The 23,325-nt window shown below is 52.1% G+C and carries 11 protein-coding genes, 1 pseudogene and 1 riboswitch; of the genes and pseudogenes, 7 read left to right on the top strand and 5 right to left on the bottom strand.

The window, feature by feature from the left end:
• Nucleotides 1–9 precede the first annotated feature (9 nt).
• On the top strand, nucleotides 10–3,903 hold the full coding sequence (locus C2M36_RS12750) for a CusA/CzcA family heavy metal efflux RND transporter (RefSeq protein WP_442792657.1): 3,894 nt from the start codon (nucleotides 10–12) through the stop codon (nucleotides 3,901–3,903).
• A complete protein-coding gene (locus C2M36_RS12755; protein ID WP_105255217.1) occupies nucleotides 3,903–5,726 on the top strand; it encodes a 2Fe-2S iron-sulfur cluster-binding protein in 1,824 nt (607 codons plus the stop codon). Before C2M36_RS12750 ends, C2M36_RS12755 begins: the two co-directional genes overlap by 1 nt.
• 254 nt (nucleotides 5,727–5,980) lie before the next feature.
• Here the strand turns inward: C2M36_RS12755 and C2M36_RS12760 are convergent, their stop codons facing one another.
• The 3 genes from C2M36_RS12760 to C2M36_RS12770 form a co-directional block, all read right to left on the bottom strand.
• Nucleotides 5,981–6,691, bottom strand: coding sequence for a UTRA domain-containing protein (locus C2M36_RS12760; RefSeq protein ID WP_105255218.1), 711 nt, complete (start codon nucleotides 6,689–6,691; stop codon nucleotides 5,981–5,983).
• A 97-nt stretch (nucleotides 6,692–6,788) separates the two neighbouring features.
• Entirely contained in the window at nucleotides 6,789–9,464 is a 2,676-nt protein-coding gene (locus tag C2M36_RS12765; RefSeq protein WP_105255219.1) for a TonB-dependent receptor, read from the bottom strand.
• A gap of 340 nt (nucleotides 9,465–9,804) precedes the next feature.
• Nucleotides 9,805–13,512, bottom strand: coding sequence for an HYR domain-containing protein (locus C2M36_RS12770; RefSeq protein ID WP_158678942.1), 3,708 nt, complete (start codon nucleotides 13,510–13,512; stop codon nucleotides 9,805–9,807).
• 674 nt (nucleotides 13,513–14,186) lie between these two features.
• Here C2M36_RS12770 and C2M36_RS12775 point away from each other — a divergent pair.
• Together C2M36_RS12775 and C2M36_RS12780 are read left to right on the top strand one after the other, a co-directional pair.
• Complete coding sequence (locus tag C2M36_RS12775; protein ID WP_105255221.1) at nucleotides 14,187–16,430, top strand: heavy metal translocating P-type ATPase; 2,244 nt, start codon at nucleotides 14,187–14,189, stop codon at nucleotides 16,428–16,430.
• A 25-nt stretch (nucleotides 16,431–16,455) separates the two neighbouring features.
• Nucleotides 16,456–16,808 (top strand): annotated as a pseudogene (locus tag C2M36_RS12780) (cupredoxin domain-containing protein).
• Between the two features lie 11 nt (nucleotides 16,809–16,819).
• Here C2M36_RS12780 and C2M36_RS12785 read toward each other — a convergent pair.
• A complete protein-coding gene (locus C2M36_RS12785) occupies nucleotides 16,820–17,512 on the bottom strand; it encodes a hypothetical protein (RefSeq protein WP_105255222.1) in 693 nt (230 codons plus the stop codon).
• Nucleotides 17,513–17,691: 179 nt separating this feature from the next.
• Entirely contained in the window at nucleotides 17,692–19,791 is a 2,100-nt protein-coding gene (locus C2M36_RS12790; protein WP_158678943.1) for a M12 family metallo-peptidase, read from the bottom strand.
• Between the two features lie 63 nt (nucleotides 19,792–19,854).
• A riboswitch (cyclic di-GMP riboswitch) is annotated at nucleotides 19,855–19,939 on the bottom strand.
• A gap of 446 nt (nucleotides 19,940–20,385) precedes the next feature.
• Between C2M36_RS12790 and C2M36_RS12795 the strand changes: the two genes are divergently transcribed.
• The 3 genes from C2M36_RS12795 (at nucleotide 20,386) to C2M36_RS12805 (ending at nucleotide 23,113) form a co-directional block, all read left to right on the top strand.
• A complete protein-coding gene (locus C2M36_RS12795; protein ID WP_105255223.1) occupies nucleotides 20,386–21,015 on the top strand; it encodes a response regulator transcription factor in 630 nt (209 codons plus the stop codon).
• Nucleotides 21,016–21,365: 350 nt separating this feature from the next.
• On the top strand, nucleotides 21,366–21,917 hold the full coding sequence (locus C2M36_RS12800) for a hypothetical protein (protein ID WP_105255224.1): 552 nt from the start codon (nucleotides 21,366–21,368) through the stop codon (nucleotides 21,915–21,917).
• A 14-nt stretch (nucleotides 21,918–21,931) separates the two neighbouring features.
• Nucleotides 21,932–23,113, top strand: a complete 1,182-nt coding sequence (locus C2M36_RS12805) for a S8 family peptidase (protein ID WP_105255225.1) — start codon at nucleotides 21,932–21,934, stop codon at nucleotides 23,111–23,113.
• Nucleotides 23,114–23,325: the final 212 nt, after the last annotated feature.

The raw sequence follows: 23,325 nt of genomic DNA on the forward strand, positions 1-23,325 counted from the left end.
GAAGTAGCTATGATTGAATCAATAATTCGCTGGTCGGTAGGCAATCGCTTTTTTGTCCTTCTGATCACCTTGATCATTGCCTTTGGCGGCTTGTACTCGCTGAAGAACACCCCGGTTGATGCCATTCCGGATCTCTCCGATGTGCAGGTGATCATTAAAACCAGCTATCCGGGGCAGGCGCCTCAGGTGGTACAGGATCAGGTGACCTTTCCGTTGACCACGGCCATGTTGTCGGTGCCCGGTGCACAAACGGTGCGCGGTTTTTCTTTTTTCGGTGACTCCTATGTTTACATCATCTTTGATGATGACACCGATTTGTATTGGGCACGCTCGCGGGTGCTGGAGTACCTAAGCCAGGTGGCCTCTAGCCTGCCGGAGACGGCCAAGCCGCAACTGGGCCCGGATGCCACCGGTGTGGGCTGGGTGTATATCTATGCCTTGGCCGATAAAACCGGCCAGCATGACCTTAGTCAATTGCGCAGTATTCAGGACTGGTTCTTGAAGTATGAGCTGCAAACCGTGCCCGGTGTATCGGAAGTAGCCGCAGTGGGCGGTATGGTGAAGCAGTACCAGGTGCAGGTCGACCCGGATAAGCTGCGTGCCTACAACGTACCGCTGACACAAATTCAGGTTGCCTTGCAGCGCGGCAACAAAGAGACGGGAGCATCCGTGGTCGAGCTGGCCGAAGCCGAGTATATGGTGACCGCCACCGGCTATATTAAGTCCGTCAGTGACATTGAAAAAATCCCTCTTGGCATAAACGAACAAGGCACCCCCTTGCGCATCGGTGATGTAGCGAATGTCAGCTTGGGGCCGCAAATGCGCCGTGGTATCGCGGAATTAAACGGCGAAGGCGAAGTGGTTGGTGGCGTAGTGGTAATGCGCTTTGGTGAAAATGCCCAGCAAACCATAGATGGGGTCAAAGACAAGCTCGAATCCTTGAAGTCGTCGCTGCCGGAAGGGGTTGAGATTGTCACTGTGTATGACCGTTCCAAACTGATCGAAAGCGCGGTGGATAACCTTTGGAGCAAGCTCGCGGAAGAACTGGCCATTGTGGCGTTAGTCTGTATGGCCTTCCTGTTCCATTTACGCTCCTCCATTGTCGCCGTGGTTACCTTGCCGCTGGGGATTTTGGTGTCCTTTATCATCATGTATATGCAGGGGATTAATGCCAATATTATGTCCCTGGGGGGTATCGCCATTGCCATTGGTGCCATGACCGATGGTGCTATCGTGATGATAGAAAACATGCACAAACACATGGAAAAAACGCCCCTGACCAACGAAAACCGCTGGGAAATCGTGGCCAAGGCCGCCTCCGAAGTGGGGCCGGCGCTGTTCTTTAGCTTGCTGATCATCACGGTGTCTTTCTTGCCGGTGTTTATTCTTGAAGCACAAGAAGGGCGTATGTTTGCGCCGCTGGCGTACACCAAAACCTATGCCATGGCGGCGTCTGCAGGTTTGGCCATTACCCTGGTGCCGGTGCTGATGGGTTACTTTATCCGCGGCAAAGTAGTCTCGGAAAAGAAAAACCCGCTCAACCGTTTGTTGATTGCCATCTATAAGCCTGTGTTGGCACAGGTGATGAAGTTCCCGAAACTCACCTTGGTGCTGGCCATTGCCTTGACCCTGGTAGGATTCTACCCGGTAGACAAAATTGGCAGTGAGTTCATCCCGCCGTTGGATGAAGGGGATTTAATGTACATGCCAACCACCTATCCGGGTATTTCCATTGGTAAAGCCCGTGAGTTGTTGCAGCAAACCGACAGGCTGATCCGCACCGTGCCGGAGGTGGAGACTGTGTTCGGTAAAGTAGGGCGAGCGGAAACGGCGACGGATCCGGCGCCGCTGACCATGATAGAAACCTTCATTCAGCTTAAACCGCGCGATCAGTGGCGCGAAGGCGTGACCACCGAAAGCCTGAAAGCGGAATTTGATAAATTGGTGAAATTCCCCGGCCTAACAAACGCCTGGGTCATGCCGATTAAAACCCGTATCGATATGCTGGCAACCGGCATTAAAACCCCGGTGGGTATTAAGGTCGCGGGACCGAGATTGGATGTCATTCAAGACATAGGTCAGCAAATCGAGCAGCTTTTGCCCCAGGTGCAAGGAACCGCCTCTGTTTACTCCGAGCGCGTCGCCGGCGGCCGTTATATTAAGGTGGATATTTCGCGGGAAAAAGCGAGCCGCTTCGGGTTAAACATTGAAGACGTGCAGCAGGTGGTCTCTACCGCCATCGGCGGCATGAATGTGACGCAAACCATCGAAGGCCAAGAGCGTTATCCGGTCAACCTGCGTTATCCGCAGGATTACCGCGACTCGCCCGAGCAGCTTGCTCGTCTACCCGTGGTAACTCCAAATGGACAACGCATTGCCCTTGGCGATGTTGCCGATATTCGTATTGAGATTGGTCCGCCGGGTATCAAGAGTGAGAATGCCCGTATTAACGGCTGGACCTTTATCGATATCGCAGATGTGGATGTGGGCACCTATGTTGAAAATGCCAAGGCGCATTTGGCAGCCAACCTGGATTTACCGGCGGGTTACTCGATCAACTGGGCCGGACAATATGAGTACATGGAGCGAGCGAAAGATAAGCTGGCCTATGTCTTGCCACTCACCCTGGCCATTATTGTCGTGCTGCTTTACTTAAACTTCAGATCCCTTGTTGAAGTCGGCATCATTATTATCACCCTGCCCATGGCGATGATCGGTGGCTTATGGTTGATGTACCTTGAGGGCTTCAACTTCTCCGTGGCCGTGGGTGTAGGCTTTATCGCCCTGGCCGGGGTCGCGGTCGAAATTGGCGTGATTATGCTGGTGTATTTAAACCAGTCCTATAAGGAGGCGAAGGAACGCTGTAAAGAACAGCGCATTGCCTTCGACAGAGCACAGCTGACAGCAGCCATTATGGAAGGGGCGGGTATGCGTATTCGCCCGGTAATGATGACGGTTGCCACCATTATCATCGGCCTAATGCCCATCTTATATGGTTCGGGAACCGGCTCCGAGGTGATGAGCCGTATTGCCGCGCCCATGGTGGGCGGTATGCTCAGTGCGGTGTTACTGACTCTGCTGGTCTTACCGGCGGTCTACTTTATCTGGCGCGCTCGCGCCCTTGAGGCAGACAAAACACCGCCCTTTAGCCTGCTAAAAAGCAGCCGAAAATACCACAAGTGGCTGATGCTGTTTTTAGGCTCTCAGTTTGTGATCTGGTCGGTTACCGGGGCCTACATGGTGTTTTTCGATATCGATTATATTCATGGAGACACCCTGGTTCACAACCATCAGACCAAGGTGCCGGTGCAGCAGGTCAACTATCCCATGAGCTCGTTAAGGGCTCAGTACACGGGCTTGGAGAAGCTCTCGTTGGGGATGCACCTGGATAAACCGGTTTATCGCTTTGTGCAGGACGATGTTCACTATCTGGTGGATGCCAACACCGGCGTATTGCTGTCGCCTTTGGGCAAAGACGAAGCCGTGAGGGTAGCCAAGTTCGAGTACACCGGCAGCGGTGACGTTGAAAGTGTTGAATACATAGACGACAACCCACCCTTTGAGTTGAGTCGACGGGTGCATAATGCATTGCCTGCATGGCGTGTGAATTTCGACAACCTGGGCAGCCCGGCGCTGTACATTTCCGCCCGAAGCGGTGAGGTACTGGCCAAGCGACATGAGTGGTGGCGCTTGTTCGACTGGATGTTTAGATTCCACGTGATGGACTACGAAGACAGTGAAATAGACAATCAATTGCTGTTTTGGGTGACCCTGTTTAGCATCTTGGCCGCCTTGGCCGGCATGGTGCTGGTGTACTTTAGGGTGTTTAAAAAGAACGAAGAAGAGCATGCCTTAACGCAAGACCTCCAACAAAAAAATCAACTACAACGAGGTGGTGTCTGATGCAGTGGATAAGATCAATACACAAATGGACCTCCCTGGTCGTGGGGGTTCAGTTTATGCTGTGGTTAGGCAGCGGCTTTTATTTTAACTTGATGGATCACCATAAGGTCGGCGGTCATACCTATCGCGCCCACGCGCATGACCAGGTGCAGATAGATACCGCAGCCTTGGTCGAACCAAGAAGGGTGCTGGAAAAAGCCGAGCCCAGTGTATCGCTCAAGCAGATTGCACTGCTCGGTCAGCCCTATTATTTGCTTACTCATAAGCGCGGCCTGTACGCCAATTTTGAAAACGAGTACAGCCTGTTTGATGCCTATCGGGGCAATGAGGTGAGTCTAGATGCGGCCTTTGCCACGCGCCTTGCCAAGCAATCCTACAACGGCCCGGGCAGTGTCGGTGAAGTAACCTTGTTACAGCCACCCATTGAAGACTTTCCTAAGCAAAAAAATGCCGCGTGGCGGGTGAACTTTAACGATGATATTCAAACCAGTGTGTATATCGAGGCGGGGTCGGGACGCGTGGTAGGGCACAGCGATGCCCACAAGCGCTTCGCCGATATCTTCTTTATGTTGCACTTTATGGATTACGGCAATGAGGGCAGCTTTAACAATATTCAGATCATTCTGTTTGCGTTTGTTACCTTGTGGCTGTCGCTTTCCGGGCTGATCTGGACCCTAGATATGATTAAGCGCGGGCAGTATAAGGTCGCCCTGTTGTCGAAGCGCTCGTCGGTGAAAATATTTGATCATGAACAGCAGTTGCTTGATCAGCTTGAGCTTTCCACCGCCACTAACTTACTGGATGGACTCGCGGGCCATGACATTTCCCTGCCATCCACCTGTGGCGGCGGGGGCACCTGTGGGCGCTGTAAGGTGTTGATTAACCCTGCTCCTAAGGCCACATCCGCCGACCATCAGCACTTCTCGCAAGCTGAGCTGGCGCAAGGATTTAGGTTAGCCTGTCAGCACTTCTCCGATGACGTTAAAGACATGACCCTGTTCGATGTCACCGATGCCAAAAAGGTTGAGCTGACCCTGGTGGGCAGTGAGTTTGTAAGCCCGGATATCAAGGAGTTAAGATTTAAGGTACAGGGGCCGCCACTGGCTTATAAAGCCGGTGCCTTTATGCGTTTCTTTATTCCCGAAGGGCAAGTACCGGTCAAGCCGAACGATATTCCCAGCGATTACAAAGCCTATTGGGACGATGAAGACCATACCCATTACCCCAGAGCGGCTTGCTCACGTAACTACTCACTCACCTCGGTGAGCCAGTTAGATGAAGAGCTGGTGTTCGCGATTAAATATCATCGCGCCCCGCAACAGGGCGTGCCGGCGGGCTCGGGTTCCAGCTATTTATGTACCATGGCGCCAGGTGACACGGTTGATGCGCTTGGTCCATTCGAAGAGTTCTATGTTGAACAAGACTTGAGCGCGCCAATTATTGTTATTGGTGCCGGCTCTGGTATGGCGCCGTTGAGAGGGATTATCAAGGAGCTGCTTTTGGCTCGCAATTCTAAGCAGCACGTTCACTTCTACTTTGGTGCGCGCCATGAAGAAGACCTGCTCTACCAGGAAGAGTTTTTTGCCCTGAGCCAACGCTTTGATAATTTCAGCTTTACCCCTGTGCTATCGCAAGCCGGCCCGGATTGGTTAGGCGCCACCGGCTATGCGCAGCAGGTGTTGTTCAATAATATGAATAAAGAAGCCCTGTTAGCCGCGCACTATTACATGTGCGGGCCAAAAGCCATGATGGATGAGACCATAGCCACCCTAGTTAATATGGGAGTCGATAAAAACGTTATCCACTTCGATAGCTTTAGTTAGGGTTAAGTGAGTCAATCAGCGATAAAAATGAGCCGAGTAGGTAACTACTCGGCTTTTTTGTGACTTTATTTTGGGGATTCCAGGTCGACACGGCTTATGCCATAGCCATAGCGCCGCTCAGAGTAGTAGTGACCCTTATTATGCGAGCAAGGGCAGGAGTGACGGGTTTATCAAATGTGTGGGTAAAGGCGGGGATGCGTTCAGGCCCCAAAAAGCATTATCTTGAGCGCATAACATGGCGCTCAAACAGCCAGTCAAGGCTGGACAGAGACCAGCTTTCCTGTGAGTTTAAATGCATTTCCCGAATGGTAAAGATTAGCGAAACTGACGGTGTTACTGCCCGAGGTGGTTATCCGGGTGAGTTTGAGGCAGGGGTCGCCATCGTTCATTCCTAATTGGTGTTTTAGAATTTTGGGTGGGGTAATGGCTTCAATTGCGATCTCGGCGCTGGTCACCGGTAACTGGGTACTAAGGTACTCATTACAGGTGATTTGGGTAAAGTCCTGGTTGAAAAAGTCAGGCACCAGCTCGGCGTTGACATAACGCTCTTCGAGTTGAAAGGGTTTGCCATCTTCTTGATGTAAAATCACCACTCTTACTACATCGACGTATGTGTCCAGCTTTAACAGCTCTAATAACTTGTCCGTGGGCTTCATCAGCACCTTACTAAGGACAAGGCTTGAATGCTGATGACCGCGCTCTTTAATTTCATCGGCAATGTTTCGAATTTCCAAAAAGGAACTCTGCACTTTCTTTGGCGCGACAAAGGTACCAACACTCGGCCGGCGATAAAGCAGTCCGTCGGCGACCAGCTGTTCTAACGATTTTCTTACCGTCATGCGACTGCTGTCGAGCAATTCGGCAAGATCGTTTTCAGATGGCAGCTTTTCGTTCTCAGCCCAAGTTCCGCTATTTATCTTTGAGATTATAAAATTGCTGATTTCTTTGTATTTTGGAACTTGCATCGCTTACAACGTTATCCATGTGTATAAGGTGTATTTATTAAGTCAGATGTAGGCTTCACCATAGTTAAAGCCTACATCACTTTATTGTTATAAGCCCTTAGAACTTATAATTTAAACGGACAAAGCCTCTGCGACCGATTAAGTCGTAGGTCATAACGTCCGTATTGGCGTCATTCCAAGACGTTAAATAGGGCGCCTTCTTGTCGAATATATTATCGATCCCTGCCGACAGCTGCAAATCGTCGTTAATCTCATAAGAGCCCTGAATGTCTGTATAAGTGACCGAGCCAACGGATTTACCCAGTGGATCGAAATCACCGCCATTCACATCGTCCGCAGAACCTATATATCGTACCGAAAGCCCCGCTGACCACAAATCCGCCATAACCATAAAGTTAAAGTTACTGCGCCACTTGGTGTAGCTACCTTGATCTTCGGTGATGAAACCTACTTTATCGATTGTAGGCTGACCGGCGAAAGGCGTGCTTTCATGTTTTAGCAGACGAGTGACATCTAAACTGGTTTTGGCACTTAACCCTGCAAGGTCAAATTTATAATCCATGTTCAAGTCGACACCCGCGACATTTTCTGTCGCCGCATTTACCGGACGCTGATTAATTTCAGTGACCTGTCGGGTCAGCGGATGACGGGTAAATGTACCACAAAACTCTGAATTACCTACAGGATCTTCATAACATAGCTTTAACATGTCCGAGCCGTTTACCGAAGTAATGGCACCCTCGACTTCAATATCGAAGTAGTCGACCGTCATCGAAAAGTTGTCAAGAAACTGTGGTTGCCAAACGATACCCGCGGTGAGCGTGTCGGCTTCTTCTGGACCAATATCCGGGTTACCACCCACATTGGTGAGCACAGTGGTGCCGTCTTGGACGAAGTCGGCAGGCACATTATCGGCCAAACAGTTTTGCGCTATGGCGCCGGTCGCATTCTCACAGGGGTCGATGGTTCGCAGGTTTTCACCGTTGGTGCCACCGAACTGCTCGGTAATGGCCGGTGCGCGGAAGGCGGTAGACTTAACCGTGCGCAGCATTAGGCTGTCATCTATTTTCCAGGTAATACCCAGTTTATAGGTGGTCTCAGGGTCAAGGGTGTCATAATCCGAATAGCGCATGGCGAATTCGGCATCGACTTTTTGAGCAAAATCTAGGTCCGCTAAGAGCGGTGCCGAAAGCTCGAAATAGGCTTCGGTAACGCTGAAGTCACCGGCGATTTTATCCTCTAGGCCGTTGGCCAGTACCGTTGAGTCCGGATCTCGCCAACCGCTTTCCCAGCGCTTTTCGACACCCACGGCCACCGCCAGGGCGCCATAAGGAAGCGCAAAAGCCTCACCGGAAACGTTGGCGGTCCAGGTGCGCATCTCGTTACCACCCGTGCCTTCGCGGCGATACTTAACATAGTCGATGACTTCGGGTGTGAGCTCATTCACACCGAACCAATCTCCGCAGGGGATGCCATTGCTGTTGTCGTAGGTACAAATACTGTCATCCAGGGTTTGCTGTGCCTTAGATGGGTCGATATCAAATGTCCAGCCATCCTTACCCGTGTTGCGGCCATAGTTGTAGGCCACATCCCAATACCAACCATTGTCCCATTCGCCTTCCAGGCCCAGGACGATTCGTACCGTGTCTGTTTCTTGGAAAAAGAAAGGGGCGCCTAGTTCGGTGTTGCGGCGGCGCTGGAATTCAACGTCTTGACCGGTAGGGTTATAGCGGAAGTCGGCATCAACGCTAATACCACCAAAGCCATTGCGCGGCGTTACAATTTGGCGAGCCTTGCGCTTGGTATACATGGCTTCATAGAATAAGCGGGTGTCATCATTAATACGGTAATTGGCAAAATTGGCGATGCTGATGCGTTCTAGTGGACTGACCGCGTTTAAATAGGGAAGCCAGTCAAACCCATGCTCTGCACTGTTGTATGGACCAAAGTCGTCGCCGTAGGTTGCCGTGTCTGGATTTTGGTTGAATTGTACCGCCGTGCCATCGGGTAATAGCGCTCGGCCGCCCTCTGTGGTGCCGCTGCCGAAGCACACCAGTTCACTGTCTTCGGTACCAAACACAGGGCAATCAATACGATCGGATTGGCGCACGGCTTCACTGTTGCTGTATGTTGCATTGACAAAGAAGTTGCCCTTATCGAAATCGCCACCCAGGCTCAGGCTGACGTCTTGGCTTTCACCGTCACCGTCATCGGCCATACCGGCTTTAACGTCTAACTCTGCACCATCAAAATCATTTTTAGTGATGATATTGACTACACCAGCCACTGCATCTGCACCATATACCGCAGAGGCGCCGTCCTTAAGTACTTCAATGCGTTTAATGATTGAAGTCGGGATCATATTTAAATCAACCGAGCTGTTAGCACCCGTACCACCGGAGACAATGCGTCGTCCATTTAACAGCACAAGCGTTCTTTTGATCCCCATACCACGCAAGTTAACTTGAGCCGTGCCATAACCGCCGCTGGTCCAATAGGCATTTGTTTGGTTACCCGCAACACCGGCAGAAAAAGACATCTCTTGTAATAGGTTTTCTACATTGGAAATGCCGGTGGCAAGAATTTGATCCGAGGTGATCACGCTCACCGGGCTGGCCGCTTCCATATCGGTTCGCTTGATACGGCTACCGGTAATTTGGATCTTCTCAATATCCGCTTCGTTCTGTTGATCTACTTGCTCATCTTGTGCGTGGACTGTGTGGGATGCAAGAAAAGCCAGGCACAACACTTTTGCTATAGGTGATAGTTTCATAGTAACTCCGATCTAGTTGGTTCTATTAAATTTATTGTTCTCAGATCCTGTATGTATGGCCGTGTAGAGCAATACTAATTTAATCCCTGCTGTATATACCGCTCTTTTTTTATACATCAGGGTTGCGGTATATACAACAGTGTATTTACCAGTTTTTAACAATTAGTCTCAAAAAATTTTCAAGATGGGCTGTTATCGCCGTTATCAGGCTATTTTCAGGGGGGGAGTTGATGAAGCAGTTACAAGCTGTGGTGCTTACTGAGGTCCTTTCCTTTTAAGCCAAGGACGCGTGTTGATATAAAAAAGCCCGCAGATGCGGGCTTTAATTTACGTTCTAACACTAATTGTTATTTTTGGGCGCATAGACCGTGGTTTGCGCCGTACTGGTGTTACCCGTGAGATCGCTGCAGGCCAGATCGATTGTGTAGGTGCGACCGTCGCCGGAGCCTTCTCGCTCGGCGCGCAACTGTACGTTCAAGGTGGTGCCGGTTTGATTGGCGTCCCAGTACCAATCGGGTTCGGTACTGCCATCACCCTTGCCATCGCTGCTCTCATTGCTGCTGATATGGGTGACGCGGCATATGGGGACGCTGTTGTCGCAGACATCGTTGACCGTCAGGGTGATCACCACGTCGATCATTTCATGGTTTGGCGGCCAGAGGATATGCGGTGAGGCCAGGATATCGTTGAATTGTGGTGCCAGCGTATCTTCGACCTTAACCCTACTGGTGCAGCTCGAGGTCAGCTCCTGGGCATCGGTGGCGGTGTAGATGAGCTCTGTGATCCCCATGGGGAAAGACTGGGTTGCTGGCCTGCTTAGCGCCACCGTGGTTGAACAGAGATCTGATCCGGTTGCCGCGCCTGGGGTCAGGGTTGCAGAGCGGTTGCCGCTGCACTCGGCCACTATGTTTTGCGGGCAATTAATCTGCGGGGGCACGGTATCGACTATTTCCACCAGCTGTGGTGCGCTGCCTTGATTGGCACTGCCATCGGTGGCGGTCCAGGTGATGGTATTGGCGCCAATGGGAATAATACCTGGGGCATCATTACTAATAACCGGAGCTAGGTCGCAGATATCTGTGGCGCTGGCCAGCCCGAGTTCTGGGGAGGCACCTTGGGGCGAGGTACACTCCACGGCGAGCACATCGGCAGGGGCGGTAATTTCCGGTACCTGAGTATCCTGTATGGTTACGTTAAAGAAACAGCTTTCGGAGTTTCTGCCGCTGTCCATCACGGCGCAGGTTACCTGATTGTCTCCCACGCTAAAGAGCGAGCCTGAGCCTGGAATACACCCTTGGAAGGTGGCGACGCCACAACTGCCATCGCTCACGCTGGGGTCGGCAAATTGTGCCTCGGTATCAGGCCCGGTGCACTCTTTAACCACCTGCGCCGGGCAACTAATATCCGCCGGTACGCTGTTATCTCCCTGGCATAAATTGCTGCGAGGGCAGGTAAGCTCCGCCGCGGGACTTTCGGGTAAAGGGTTGCCGTTTTTCAAGGCGGCGATGCGCAGGGCACGCTCCCACACGCGAATATACTGCTCCGCCGATTCAAACAAGGCATCGTTATAGGGTTTGGCAAGGCCGATATTTTCCATGTCTTTCACCAGGTCGGGCAGCAGACCCACATGGGCCAGTCCATCGACATTGAAGTCAAAGGCTTTAAATCCGCTTGTTTGCCTATCAAATGTACCATAGCCGTCGAGGGTAAAGGGGTAGATAAGTTTATTGTTTTCGCGCAGTTGGGCGCTGCGTTCAGCATCGGCGCTGGAAACCAAAGTAGGAATATCACTGCCGCAGGCATTACCGCCAAAACGAGGGCCAACATGGCCAGCGACGCCGTTAAAGTCACTGCCCAGAGCCACAGGGCCGCCCATCACATCCACCGCATACTGATAGGCTTGGGCAAAGGTTCTGGAAGAATGACGGCAGTTATCCTTGATGGCTACGCCAAAAAGTGGCTCTGAGTAGGGCAAGGTGACCTTATAGCCCTTGATTGCCGTGTCTTGCACATCGTCCTTGGTCATGGCCGCTATCATACCGCCACCATCACGAATGGCTTCGAGTTGCTCTTTGGTGCGCATGCGCTCATGACGGCCCTGGTTGCCACCGAACGTACGCTGGTGCAAATCAAAAAACTGCACATGGCTGGCCACCAGGGGATAGTAAGCTAAGGGATTATTTTCATCACCCGCATACAGGCGTGTCAGGGCCAGAGTGTTGTCCAGTGACTTACGGGACATATGGTCGATATCTATGATCATGCCCTTATCCATCAGCGCCGAAAATAACTCACTACCTAATCCGCGCTTATCCGGACCAGGGTTGGTGTCGCTGAGGTTCAGGCCATAGCGGTTGCATGCGGGATAAAGGGGATAGATGGGGCGCACGGGCAGCTCGGAGTCAAAGCCGATGGCGCCGATTAATCGTTTTAACAGGTCATCGAAAGGCCCGCCGGACAGCCGGCTGCCATATTCACCATATCCCTCGCCACAATCTTCGATATGCCACCAGCGCTGCTCCGAATAGGCATTACCGACGGCGATAATGTCGTTCCAGGTGGCGGCGCCGCCAAAGGCGTTATCGAAATTGTGAATAGGGAAGAAGTGACGCACGCCCTTGTCGAAGTAATGATTCACCGCTTTTGTCACCGTGTCTATGGGCTCACCAAGCTCGTTGCGCATCAGCTCGCCATTGCTGTCACGCATATTGGGGCAGCTGGCTTCGGGACGATTGCTATTTTGCTCTTTACAGTTAAAGAGGTTATCCACCTCTATGCCCAGCACCACGGCGAGCTTGCCTTCACTTATAACCTGGCGCGCTTCTAAGGGGCTGGTGACGATACGGAACCAGCCTTCTTTGGCGCCCGCTTCGCCGGCACAAAAGCCGGAGGCCAGGTCGGCAGCACAGTTTTCATCGATAAAGCGTTGGAAATCATAGGCGGCTTCTATTTGTGCGTCTATGGGACCCATGGAGTTGGCGCAGTCGCTGCCTTCGGTGGACTTGCACAGCGCCTCGTTGGTGACCGCCAACATGGTGGTCAAGCGCATGCCGCCACGAAACGCACGTTCCACCCAGGGGTAGTACATTTGCTGGTGGGTGGTGGTGGTCCAGGTTGGCCAGTTATTGAAATACGGAGGTGCACCCGTACCGACCGAGCCGTCCTTGGTGCCGGCGCCAACGGTGTCGCCGTTAATCAAGCCCTCGAGTATGGTGTGAGTGCCGTGGATGTCGAGATCTTCCTGTTGCGACATTGCTGAATTAATGCTGTTACTTGCATCTAGGGTAAATTGACCGAAGTCATCAACCGGGGCCGACTCACCGGCAAAGGTCCTGCCACCATGGGCTAAATGGGCAAACAGGTGGTTATGCAGGTCGGCGTAGCCGCGCAGGGCACAGGTTCGCGGCTCCTCGCTGGCGCTCCAGCCCGCTTGGGGTTCTTCGATAGCAACACTGCCGACACGTGCACAAGTACCACTGGATTGCGAGGGAATGCCACCAAGCCAGTCGGCGGGGTCAACCGTACCGCAACTGCAATCACCGGTACAGCCAGGAATTTCTACTAGATCCGATTGACATGCCCCGCTGGTATTTGGCTCGCCTACACAGCAGGCTCTTTGTCCCTCACCGCCGCATTCGGTCACCGGCGCACAGGTATGTTGAGCAACTTGCCCCGTGGCTATGCTGCCACCACAATAACAATTACCGGCGCAGCCAGCGACGGGAACTAACCCTGAGTTGCAGGCGCGTAGCTCACCCGAGGTGGTGGTTTCCGTCAGGCCATTGCAGCAGGCTCTTTGTCCTTCGCCGCCACAGGAAGTGGTGGCTTTACAGGTGCCTGATGCCTGAATGCCAAATGGATTTAGCCCGCCGCAGGTACAGTCTCCGGAGCAACCCGCGACTTCAACATTGCCGTAATCACAGGCCTGGCCAAGCCAGACCTCAAAGGTACCGGCACAGCAGGCGCGCTCGCCATCGCCGCCACAGCTGCTCACGGCGTAGGAATTGGGAGTATACAAACAGGCCAGTAGTAAGGTAACACTTGCCATTACGTTGAGCTTAAGTAAGAGGTTACTAATCTTTTTAGTTACGCTTTTTATGGCACTGGTTAGCAAAAGGCGAGAGCAGGTGCAGGCACACCTGAGCAGCAGTGAAATCAACATAAAATCTCCTTGAGGATGATTCTTTTGTCGGCGGATTTCACTTCAGTTTGTCAGGCAGACTTGGTTTGAGTTTGTCGGGCAGACTTCATTCAGCCAGCAATGTTTCAACGTGGCTATAGCTATAGTTGTTTATTGCTATTTAGTAAAGAAACGCTCTGCAAGGCGGCCGGTCAGCTAGATTTGCGGCTTATTTGATAGGTAAAACAGCCTGTTAGCACCGTTTTCAAAAAGGAAACGGTTGGTCAATATGCCAGCGAAGGCGTCTTTCTAAACCTAAATGACACCGCTTTTATAACCTTATGACAAGGGCTTAGAGCAAACTATACGGCACCTGGATATTTTGCTTACAAGTTATAACAGCAGCCCTAATTTCTTGGCCGTTTGCTAATTACTGCACATATACGCGTTCAGGTTAGCTCTGTAATTTGAACTAAGTGATTTAAGTTTGACCTTGGTCCTACTCCCAGGTCTACACTTTCATCAATAATAGCGGTTAAACGAAATTTAGCCTTGGAACTTGGTTTTAACGCGTAATTTGGTGTGCGAACAAGGAGAACAAAGTGAGTGAGTCGAACGCAAATCAACAGCTTCTTATTGAAGGAGCCGGCTGTGCCAGCTGTGTTGGCAAAATAGAGGCGGCACTAAAAAAAACGCCGGGAGTGGTGAGCGCGCAAATGAATTTTGCCGACAGAACCGCCTCGGTCACCGGCACCGCATCAACCCAGGCCTTAATTGCCGCCGTGGAATCGGTGGGTTATAACGCCAGGGCTGTAGACGAGCAAAGCGATGAAGATTTGGTCGGTGAAAAAGAACTCGCCGATAAGGCCTATTATAAAAAGCTGGTCAGGGATACTGTGATTGCCTTGTCGGTAGGTGTCCCTTTGATGCTGTTTGGTTTGCTTGGCGGCGATATGACGGTAACCACCGCGATGCAACGTGCAGCCTGGTTAGGCGTTGGCTTGCTCACTCTGGCGGTGATGTATGTCTCCGGCAAGCATTTTTACACCGGAGCCTGGAAAAGCTTTAAAAACCATAATGCCAATATGGATACCCTGATTGCCCTGGGCACGGGCACGGCCTGGCTTTACTCCATGGTGGTAGTGGCCATCCCCGAGGCCATCCCTGCCATGGCACGGCATGTGTATTTTGAAGCCACCGCCATGATCATTGGCCTGATCAACCTCGGCCTGGCGTTGGAATTAAAAGCCAGAGGCAAAACATCCGAGGCCATTAAGCGTCTGATTGGCTTACAGGCCAAGACCGCGACGGTGATCCGCGATAATAAAGAAGTGCAAATTAATATTGCCCAGGTCTTGCTGGACGATCTGGTCAAGGTCAAACCCGGCGAGAAAATTCCCGTTGATGGTGTGGTCAGCGAGGGCCATACCTTTATCGATGAGTCCATGCTGACCGGCGAGCCCATGCCGGTTGAAAAGTCTAAAAACGACGAAGTAGCGGCTGGCACCATCAATACCTCGGGCTCGATACAGTTTCGGGCCACCCGGGTGGGGAAAGACACGGCGTTGGCGCGCATTATTAATATGGTTAAGCGAGCGCAAAATTCCAAGCCGCCCATAGGCCGCCTGGCCGATGTAATCGCTACCTATTTTGTGCCCGTGGTGATGATCATTGCCGTACTGACGGCTTTGGCCTGGCTTAACTTTGGCCCCGAGCCCGCACTGGCACTGGCCATGGTCTGCGCCACTACCGTGCTGATCATTGCCTGTCCTTGTGCCTTAGGCCTGGCAACGCCCATGTCGGTGATGGTGGGTGTGGGCAAGGCCGCCGAAGCGGGGGTGTTAATACGTAATGGTGAAGCCTTGCAAACCGCTTCTAAAATCACCGCCATGGTGCTGGATAAAACCGGCACCATTACCGAGGGAGCGCCTCAGGTCACCGACGTGGTGGTTGCCGACACTCATGAGCAGAAAGAAGTGTTGCAACTGGCGGCGAGCCTGGAAAGCGGCTCGGAACACCCGCTCGCACAAGCCATAGTGAGCAAGGCACAAGAGCAGGACGTTGAGTTGTTGCCGGTGGACTCCTTCAAGGCTTTGACAGGTTTAGGAGTAGAAGGGCGCTGCGATAATAAAGCCTTGCTCTTTGGCAATGCCAAGCTGATGCAACAACAGGGCATAACGCTTGGCGATTTTAGCGAGCGCGCCCATGGCTTGGCGCAACAGGCCAAAACCCCCATGTTTTTTGCTATCGATGGTGAACTGGCCGCCATTATTGCCGTGGCCGATCCGATCAAAAAGGACTCCATTGCCGCCATTGAACGCCTGCAAGACAATGGCATTCGTGTCATTATGCTGACCGGTGATAATCAGGAAACCGCCGCCGCGGTGGCACATAAAGCTGGGATCACAGAGTTTTTTGCCGAGGTGCTGCCCGAAGATAAGGCCAACAAGGTTAAAGAGTTGCAAGAAGCCGATGAGGTGGTCGGGATGACAGGCGATGGCATTAACGATGCTCCGGCCTTGGCCTTGGCCGATGTCGGCTTTGCTATCGGCACGGGCACGGATGTTGCCATCGAAAGCGCCGATATCACGCTAATGCGCGGCTCCCTGCATGGTCTGGCCGATGCCATTGCCGTGAGCAAGGCAACCCTAACAAACATCAAGCAAAACCTCTTTGGTGCCTTTATTTATAATGTCGCCGGTATTCCTATTGCCGCCGGCGTGCTCTATCCATTTTTTGGCATGCTTTTGAGCCCGGTGATCGCCGGTGCGGCCATGGCGTTTTCCTCCCTGACGGTCGTCAGTAACGCCAACCGTTTGCGTTTATTTAAACCCAAAGATGCGTGATTGTGCGCTTTAAGGAGAAACTCATATGATCATCATCAATATCTTAGGGCTGGCACTGATCGCCTGGATAGTCTGGTGGTTTTGGCTTTATAAGCCGGCGCAAACCGTTATGCAAACTCAGCCGCTGACCATAGAGGTTAAAGACGAGTCTATACTCCTTCGGCGATTCAGGTGGCGGCGCATCAAACGGTGACCCTTAACTTTTTACGCAAGGATCAATCGCCCTGCTCGGAGATGCTGTTGATCCCCGACTTGGGCGTCAGCGAGCAACTTGAGCTGGACAAGGTAACGCCGGTGACACTGACCGATTTGGCACCGGGAGAGTATCCATTTCACTGCCAAATGCAGATGTATCGCGGCACCTTAACCGTGGTGTAAGCTTGATTCAGTTAGTCGGTAATGACTAACTTATATTTTTGCGTAGCCATCGCAGCGTCTCTGATACGGACTGCTAAAAAGTATTGTTCACCATCAAACAATTGCGGGCCAGTAAATACATGGCCCAGCTCACTGGGGGTCTCGGTGCTATCCAATAACACCTGGTTGGCGTTATAGAGCTCAATGTAGAGGTCGGGGCCATTGTAAAACGGCTGGGTACAGGTATTCGGCGTTGAACACAAATAGATACTGACGGTGATTTCACCGTCCATAATAAAGGCGAATATATCGGTTTGATCGCTTGCGGCGTCAAGCTCACCGGTGATCAGTACGCCGTTACTGGGCCTGAGAATAAAGGGTGTGGCCTGCTCAAATTCATCATTGGGCTCTCTTTCCTGCAGTGACTGGGTCGTCCAGTTTTTACTGATAAAGTCATCGTCAATAATGCCGTTATCCGGATCGACTTCGGGCACGTTACCGTCTTCCTCGCAAAACACTTCTCTCGTGCATTGGCCGGTATACCAGGCTATGGTCAGGGCGATACCAAAAGGGTCATTAAAGGCGGAAGCGGGGCAGTAATATAAACTGGTTTGGGTGCATATTTTGACTGGGGGAGCACTGTCGCCGTCACTGCCACCACAGGCGACAAATAAGCTGCTAACTCCAAGAACGATAAGGCGAATAACAAAGGCTGAGCGAGTCATAGTGCGTTGTTTCTTGACTGTTCAATCACTAAAGTATAGTTCGTTTTAACGCACCGATTGAACTCAATCGGCTTTGCCTTTTGGCTAGGTGGATGGGTCATGGCGGGCACGGGAGAAGCAGCCTTGCGGCTGCTTGAGGAGATAGTTAAGAGGCTAGCAATAAGTCCCTTGGTGCTGTCCTAAGGGGCGCACTTTTTGCCACGGCAGGGTTTGTCGCCACCGCCCCCATCACCGCCACCGCTACTTACAGTGACCTGTGACCAGTTGCTCCAGCTCGATGGCCCAGCATTATTGGTCGCCCGTACTCGGTAGCGGAAGATGCCCGCATCACTGCTGTCTACATAGTTACTGGTGTTTTGCGCAAGCTGAGCAATTACAGTTGTACCCCGCCAGGAGCCATTTTTATGTTGCTTCTCGCGCTGTATCTCAAAAGCGTTTTCGTCATCGCTGTTGTCCGTCCAGCTCAGCAGCGCCGTACCATCCTGGCCGTCGCTTGCACTGAAGCTGCTTGGCGCTGCTGGTGGCATGGGTTGCGCCGCCGTGGTGGCACACTCAAGTGCCGACGCCAAGGTTTGATTATTGGCCAAGTCTTTGGCCGTGACACTGAAGCAGTATTGGGTTTCACCTTGCAGTCCGGTTGCCATGAACTCGGTGCCGGTTTGCCAGGTTCCGGAGGTGCAATCCGTGCCGCCTTGCTGACAGCTAAACAGATAGCTCACCTGGGCGCCGCTGTCATCCGTGGCGGTCGTGGCCTGCATGCTGATCTCGCTATGGCTGATGGCGCTGGGAACTTGGGCAAAGCTCATGGGGTTAGGGTCCGGAGGCGTGGTGTCCGGTGCTGCCGCAGGCAGGCTGCCATTTAAGTAATAATGGCCCTGGCTGGCATAATCGCTCACATAGGGCCCCGACGTGCCATACACCTCCAGGGTGTATAGACCGGCGGCAAGGTCAAGTTGCAGTGTGGCGCTGGTTTCTGCATCGCCAGCAGAGTCCGCAATAAGCGAGCCGCCAGCGTCATATAAACGCAGCCCAATATCAAGGTTGGCGCCGCGACGGGTGCTGCGTGTAAAGGCATCCCACGCCGGGGTGGCACTGATCTGGGCGCTGCCTGTACCGGCATTAAACTGGAACCAGTCACTGTCGCCCACCTGCACCGTGCCCTTATTGTCGCCAACACCGTTGCTTGGATCCAACTCGCGATTGGTCGCGCTGAACTGGCCAAACTCATCGACTATGAGAGCCGTTGGCGATTGGGCATTGCCTTCGTTGTCGCTTGAAGCCCCCAGTTTATTGGTGATGATGGCAATATCGTCTTGCAGTTGGTTGGCGTCGGGGTACTCGCCTTTGCTCCACTGGGTGATATTCTTGCTATAGGAGTTACCCATGATCGGAGCCCAGCTGCCGAGTTCGGCATTCTCACCCAGACCACCATAGTAGGAGGTGGTGGATGTACCATCGTGGCTTAAGCCCAAGTTATGACCCAATTCGTGGGAGCCAGCTTCGGCCATATAGGTTTGACCGCCGCCACCGAGGCGGTTGTAGTACACGAAGGCCGGTTGATAATAGGTGTAATTACTTCTTCCCCAGACACTTAAATAGGCCACGCCGCCGGCGCCTTGAGAGGGCAGCGCCTTGTTTGTGGTGTCGCTGTCTTTGGTAAATAGTACCCAGCCCACATTGGCGCCAAAGCTCGCTGGAGCCTGGGTGGTAACGTCGATGTCAAAGGCAGAAAAGTCGTCGGCCATGCGCGCCCAGATTTGGTGGATGCGGCTGCGCTCCGAGTCGTTAAAGGTGCTGGGATCGCCATCCAAATCATAGGGCAGGGTGTCATAACTGGTACCACCGCCCCAGGCGCGGCCACTGACCAGACCACCGTCAAAATCTAAATAAACGGTATTGGCGGCGCCGAGTTTGCTATGCAGGTTAAATACATCAATGGCAGGCAGAGTCGCCGCGGCGCTCGGCGCTTCGCCGGTGCCAGCTCCCTGTACCAGACCCATTTCCACGTAAAAGAGTTCACCATTGTTATCCGCCTCCATAAAGGCCGTATCCAGCGCCGGCACTCCAAGGGCGGTGAGCTGAGCCAGTACCTTTTGTTGTACATGGGGAGGGAGCTTGGCAAGGCTGTGTTTTAAACGGTTGTCGGGGAGGTTTTCCAGGGCCTGATATGGCAGCGTGTTCTGCGTGTCATTAGCTGTGTTGGCGTAGGCTTGAGTCCCTAAGGCGAGGCTAATGGCCGCGACCATTGAGTTTATTTTATGCGCTGTGGCTGATTTCATTGTGCATCCCAAATGGTTGGCTCGGCCTTGGGACAGAAACTCTGGTAGCCGCATTGCGACCGCACTGGCAATCCCGCTTTCTTTGGGCTGTACCCCAAGACCGGTGACTTTGCGCCCCATCCTCGCGAATGGTTTGCCCTTCATGTCTTTGTTAAATGACCATTTGAGCCTAGCAAGGGATAAATGAAAATCAAATATTAATTATTTAAAATAGGAACAGCGGGCGATGCCAATACCCCGGTTAGGGGAATAGGATAGGAATCAAGCTGCCAATAAGCGTTGTAACGCCGCGAATTAGTATTGTCAGCCATGGCTGATATTCATCCCGTCAGCATCAGGGGGCAATCTATCGCCCACTGCTTGTACCGTTAGCATGTACATTGTATGTTGGCTATTGGTACCAGTCGCATTTTTCTATGCCCTAGGCCTCGAGTTAGATAAGGCTCAGTAGGGTAAAGGAAAGCTAGACCAAGGTCGTGTTGCCTTAAATTAGGTACGTACAATAAGTTAGGTTAAGTACACACGAGGTGTACACACTAGCTAAAGTCAGTCGAGCCAAACAAGCAGGGAAGGCCGTTTAGGGAGGGCTTTAAAATGAGCAAAGCATGTATTGCCGTAGCCGATGATCATCCTTTAATTGTGTTTGCCATTGAACATAAAATTAAGGGGGCTTGGCCCGATATTCAGGTTGAAAGCGCCCATTGTTATCACCAACTTTTTCGCATTCTCGAGCAAAAAGAACAGCAAATTGATTTAGCCATCGTTGATTTGTCCATGCCGGGCAGTGAAGGGATCCAGGGGGTGGAATACATCTGCAAAAACTACGAAAATGTGCCCGTGATAGTGATCAGCGGCAATGATGACTTCAAAAGTTGCACCGCTTGTTTAGACGTCGGTGCGCTGGAATTTGTCTCTAAAACCGAGTTTGACTCGGTGATTGTCGATTTGATCTCCAAGTACCTTTTTAACGACTCAGCGCAACCGAATAAGGTCTTGTCTCAAGTCGAAGAGCCCCAGACATTACCCCTACTCACCCCCAGCCAACGAAAGGTATTAAAGCAAATGGCCGATGGCTTAAGTAATAAGGCGATCGCCCGAGAGCTGAATATTTCGGAGAAAACCGTCCGTGTCCATGCCAGTGCCATCTTTAAACAGCTGGATGTGGAAAACCGTACTCAGGCGGCGGTGAAATACAAGCGCCTGGCTCACGCCATTGAGCTTTAAACGGCCTTTTAAACCGCGTCCGCCGCGCAATCTCTTTTATTCCTCAATTTGCAATAAAGCTGTGGTTCATCCTAAAAATCACGACTTTATTCGCATTTTTAAGGCCGTTTAGGCTAAATGACCTAGTCCATTTTAGCCAGGTAAATTAGGTAATCTGCTTAATATGTTAAATGTTGTTAACCGCTTACACTGGAACTTCATAACAGACGAGGATGTGGTGCCATCTGGGTTGTTAAATGGCTCTCAATACTGTTCGAGCACGTTTATAAGTGTTTCAGGGAAGCCCCTTGAGTAAACGTGCAATAGAAAACATGCAATGAAGTTAATAATAATGACAGAGGGAGGACGTAATGGTCCAAAACAAACTCAAATTGCTTAGCATGGCGCTGTTGGCCGGTACCTTAACGAGCGGTTGTACCTTTATTGGCGAGCATAAGGTCACGGGTGGCGGCACCATGGCATCGGCGGGTGGTGATAAGAATGCCGTGTTTACTTTTAATGCCGAAAACTGCGGCGAGGACGAGGTTAAGGGTCGCGTGAACTATGTGGATCATAGCGCCATTGATTTCGAAGATGTTGGCGGCGTAAGTATTAAAGCTGAAGTGGACAACTTCGGTTATTGCGCGCTTACCGATGAAGGATTAGAAACTGGCGTGCAGGAATGTAACTGCATGGATCAGTTTGAAGCGCAATTTACCTACTCATCAAAAAACCCCCAGGCGCCCGGCGAGGGCACCGGCTTTGTCTGCTTCTTTGATACCGGCGAGGGCAAGGGTAACTTCCACGGCGCCATTACGGCCTTCAATCTTATCGACGGACCCTATGACGGCTACACCAATGTTGGCACCGTTAACGGTAATATTCAGCAGCACAGCTGCCTACAAACTAGCGAAGCAGAATAATAAGGAGCATACGGATGTTTAATAAAACTCTACTCACTGTATTGGTAGCCACTGCTTTTTCTGCGCAAGCCGAGTTAGTTGAGGGTACAGATATGCTGGCGGGCAAAACGGCCCGCGTCATTTTCGAATATCATCAGGGTAATAAGGCCGAACTGGTTGCCGCGATTGAAGCGGTCGGTGGTGACGTCAAACGCCAATTGGATGCCGATAACTCGGTGGCGGCGGTGATCGATGCCGATATGTTTGAGCAATTGCAAAATAATGGCGCGATTAAATCCATCGAACTCGATGCCGTGCGCCAGGTTATTCCCAACGCAGTGACGCCAAGTGGTTTTCAAGATTATGCCCCCTACGGCCTACCCATGGTGCAGGCCGAACAGCTCGATTATGCCGGTGGTATCAAGGTCTGTATCGTCGATACCGGTTATGATCTCGGTCACCAGGAATTGCCAAGCACCACGGTGACCGGCGACGATGAAGGTGCTGGCCCCTGGTACCAAGATGGTCACGGTCACGGCACCCATGTTGCTGGTACCATAGCCGCAATCGACGGCAATGGTGGGCTGACCGGGGTGCTCGGCTCTGGCATGGCCGAATTACATATAGCACGGGTGTTTGATGACGAGGGCGGCTTTGTCTATGCTTCGGATCTTGCCGGTGCGGTGGCAGATTGTGCCAGCGCCGGTGCTAAGGTGGTGAGCATGAGCTTGGGTGGCGCCTTTTCAACCAAGGTGGAAGCGCGTGCCTTTGCACGCTTAGAGCGTGCTGGCGTGATGGCTATAGCCGCTGCTGGTAACGATGGCAACGCCACTCATAGCTATCCCGCGTCCTACGATGCGGTGGTGTCTGTGGCTGCGGTGGATGAGACAATGCAACATGCGGCGTTTTCACAAAGAACCGCGCAGGTTGAGCTGGCGGCTCCCGGTGTCGATGTCATTTCCACCTACCCAGGCGGCCTGTATGCATCGATGTCTGGTACCTCTATGGCCACGCCCCATGTTTCAGGTGTGGCGGCGCTGGTGTGGAGTCACTTCCCACACTGCAATAATTACGAGATAAGAAATGCCCTTAGCGCCTCGGCGATGGACCTAGGCGAGGCCGGCTATGACTATAAATACGGTCATGGTTTGGTGCAGGCCAAAGCCGCGTATGATCACCTGATGGCCAATGGTTGTAACGGCAAGGGTGTGAAGTAACAAGCAAGTTCCCCTCCTAAAAGCATAGCCCCGCAAAGGGGCTATTATCCTCGATGGGGGCCAGGCCACCCGTTAAAAACCTTGTTCACCTCTTTATTGCGCGCTTTGCTTCTTTTGTGAGTGTAATGACCAACAAGAATCAAAATGAAAACCCTATGATCAGCTCTGAAAAGGAAGAGGGTGTGGAAGTGTGGTATCGCTATTGATTAACT

This window comes from Pseudoalteromonas sp. T1lg75, from assembly GCF_002964705.1.
Lineage (GTDB): Bacteria > Pseudomonadota > Gammaproteobacteria > Enterobacterales > Alteromonadaceae > Pseudoalteromonas.

What these genes read in the sequence shown, in the direction of transcription:
- C2M36_RS12760 (WP_105255218.1), bottom strand. Translation starts at nt 6,691, where the DNA reads ATGCAAGTTCCAAAATACAAAGAAATCAGCAATTTTATAATCTCAAAG.
- C2M36_RS12770 (WP_158678942.1), bottom strand. Translation starts at nt 13,512, where the DNA reads ATGGCAAGTGTTACCTTACTACTGGCCTGTTTGTATACTCCCAATTCC.
- C2M36_RS12805 (WP_105255225.1), top strand. Translation starts at nt 21,932, where the DNA reads ATGTTTAATAAAACTCTACTCACTGTATTGGTAGCCACTGCTTTTTCT.
- C2M36_RS12785 (WP_105255222.1), bottom strand. Translation starts at nt 17,512, where the DNA reads ATGACTCGCTCAGCCTTTGTTATTCGCCTTATCGTTCTTGGAGTTAGC.
- C2M36_RS12800 (WP_105255224.1), top strand. Translation starts at nt 21,366, where the DNA reads ATGGTCCAAAACAAACTCAAATTGCTTAGCATGGCGCTGTTGGCCGGT.
- C2M36_RS12755 (WP_105255217.1), top strand. Translation starts at nt 3,903, where the DNA reads ATGCAGTGGATAAGATCAATACACAAATGGACCTCCCTGGTCGTGGGG.
- C2M36_RS12790 (WP_158678943.1), bottom strand. Translation starts at nt 19,791, where the DNA reads ATGAAATCAGCCACAGCGCATAAAATAAACTCAATGGTCGCGGCCATT.
- C2M36_RS12765 (WP_105255219.1), bottom strand. Translation starts at nt 9,464, where the DNA reads ATGAAACTATCACCTATAGCAAAAGTGTTGTGCCTGGCTTTTCTTGCA.
- C2M36_RS12795 (WP_105255223.1), top strand. Translation starts at nt 20,386, where the DNA reads ATGAGCAAAGCATGTATTGCCGTAGCCGATGATCATCCTTTAATTGTG.
- C2M36_RS12750 (WP_442792657.1), top strand. Translation starts at nt 10, where the DNA reads ATGATTGAATCAATAATTCGCTGGTCGGTAGGCAATCGCTTTTTTGTC.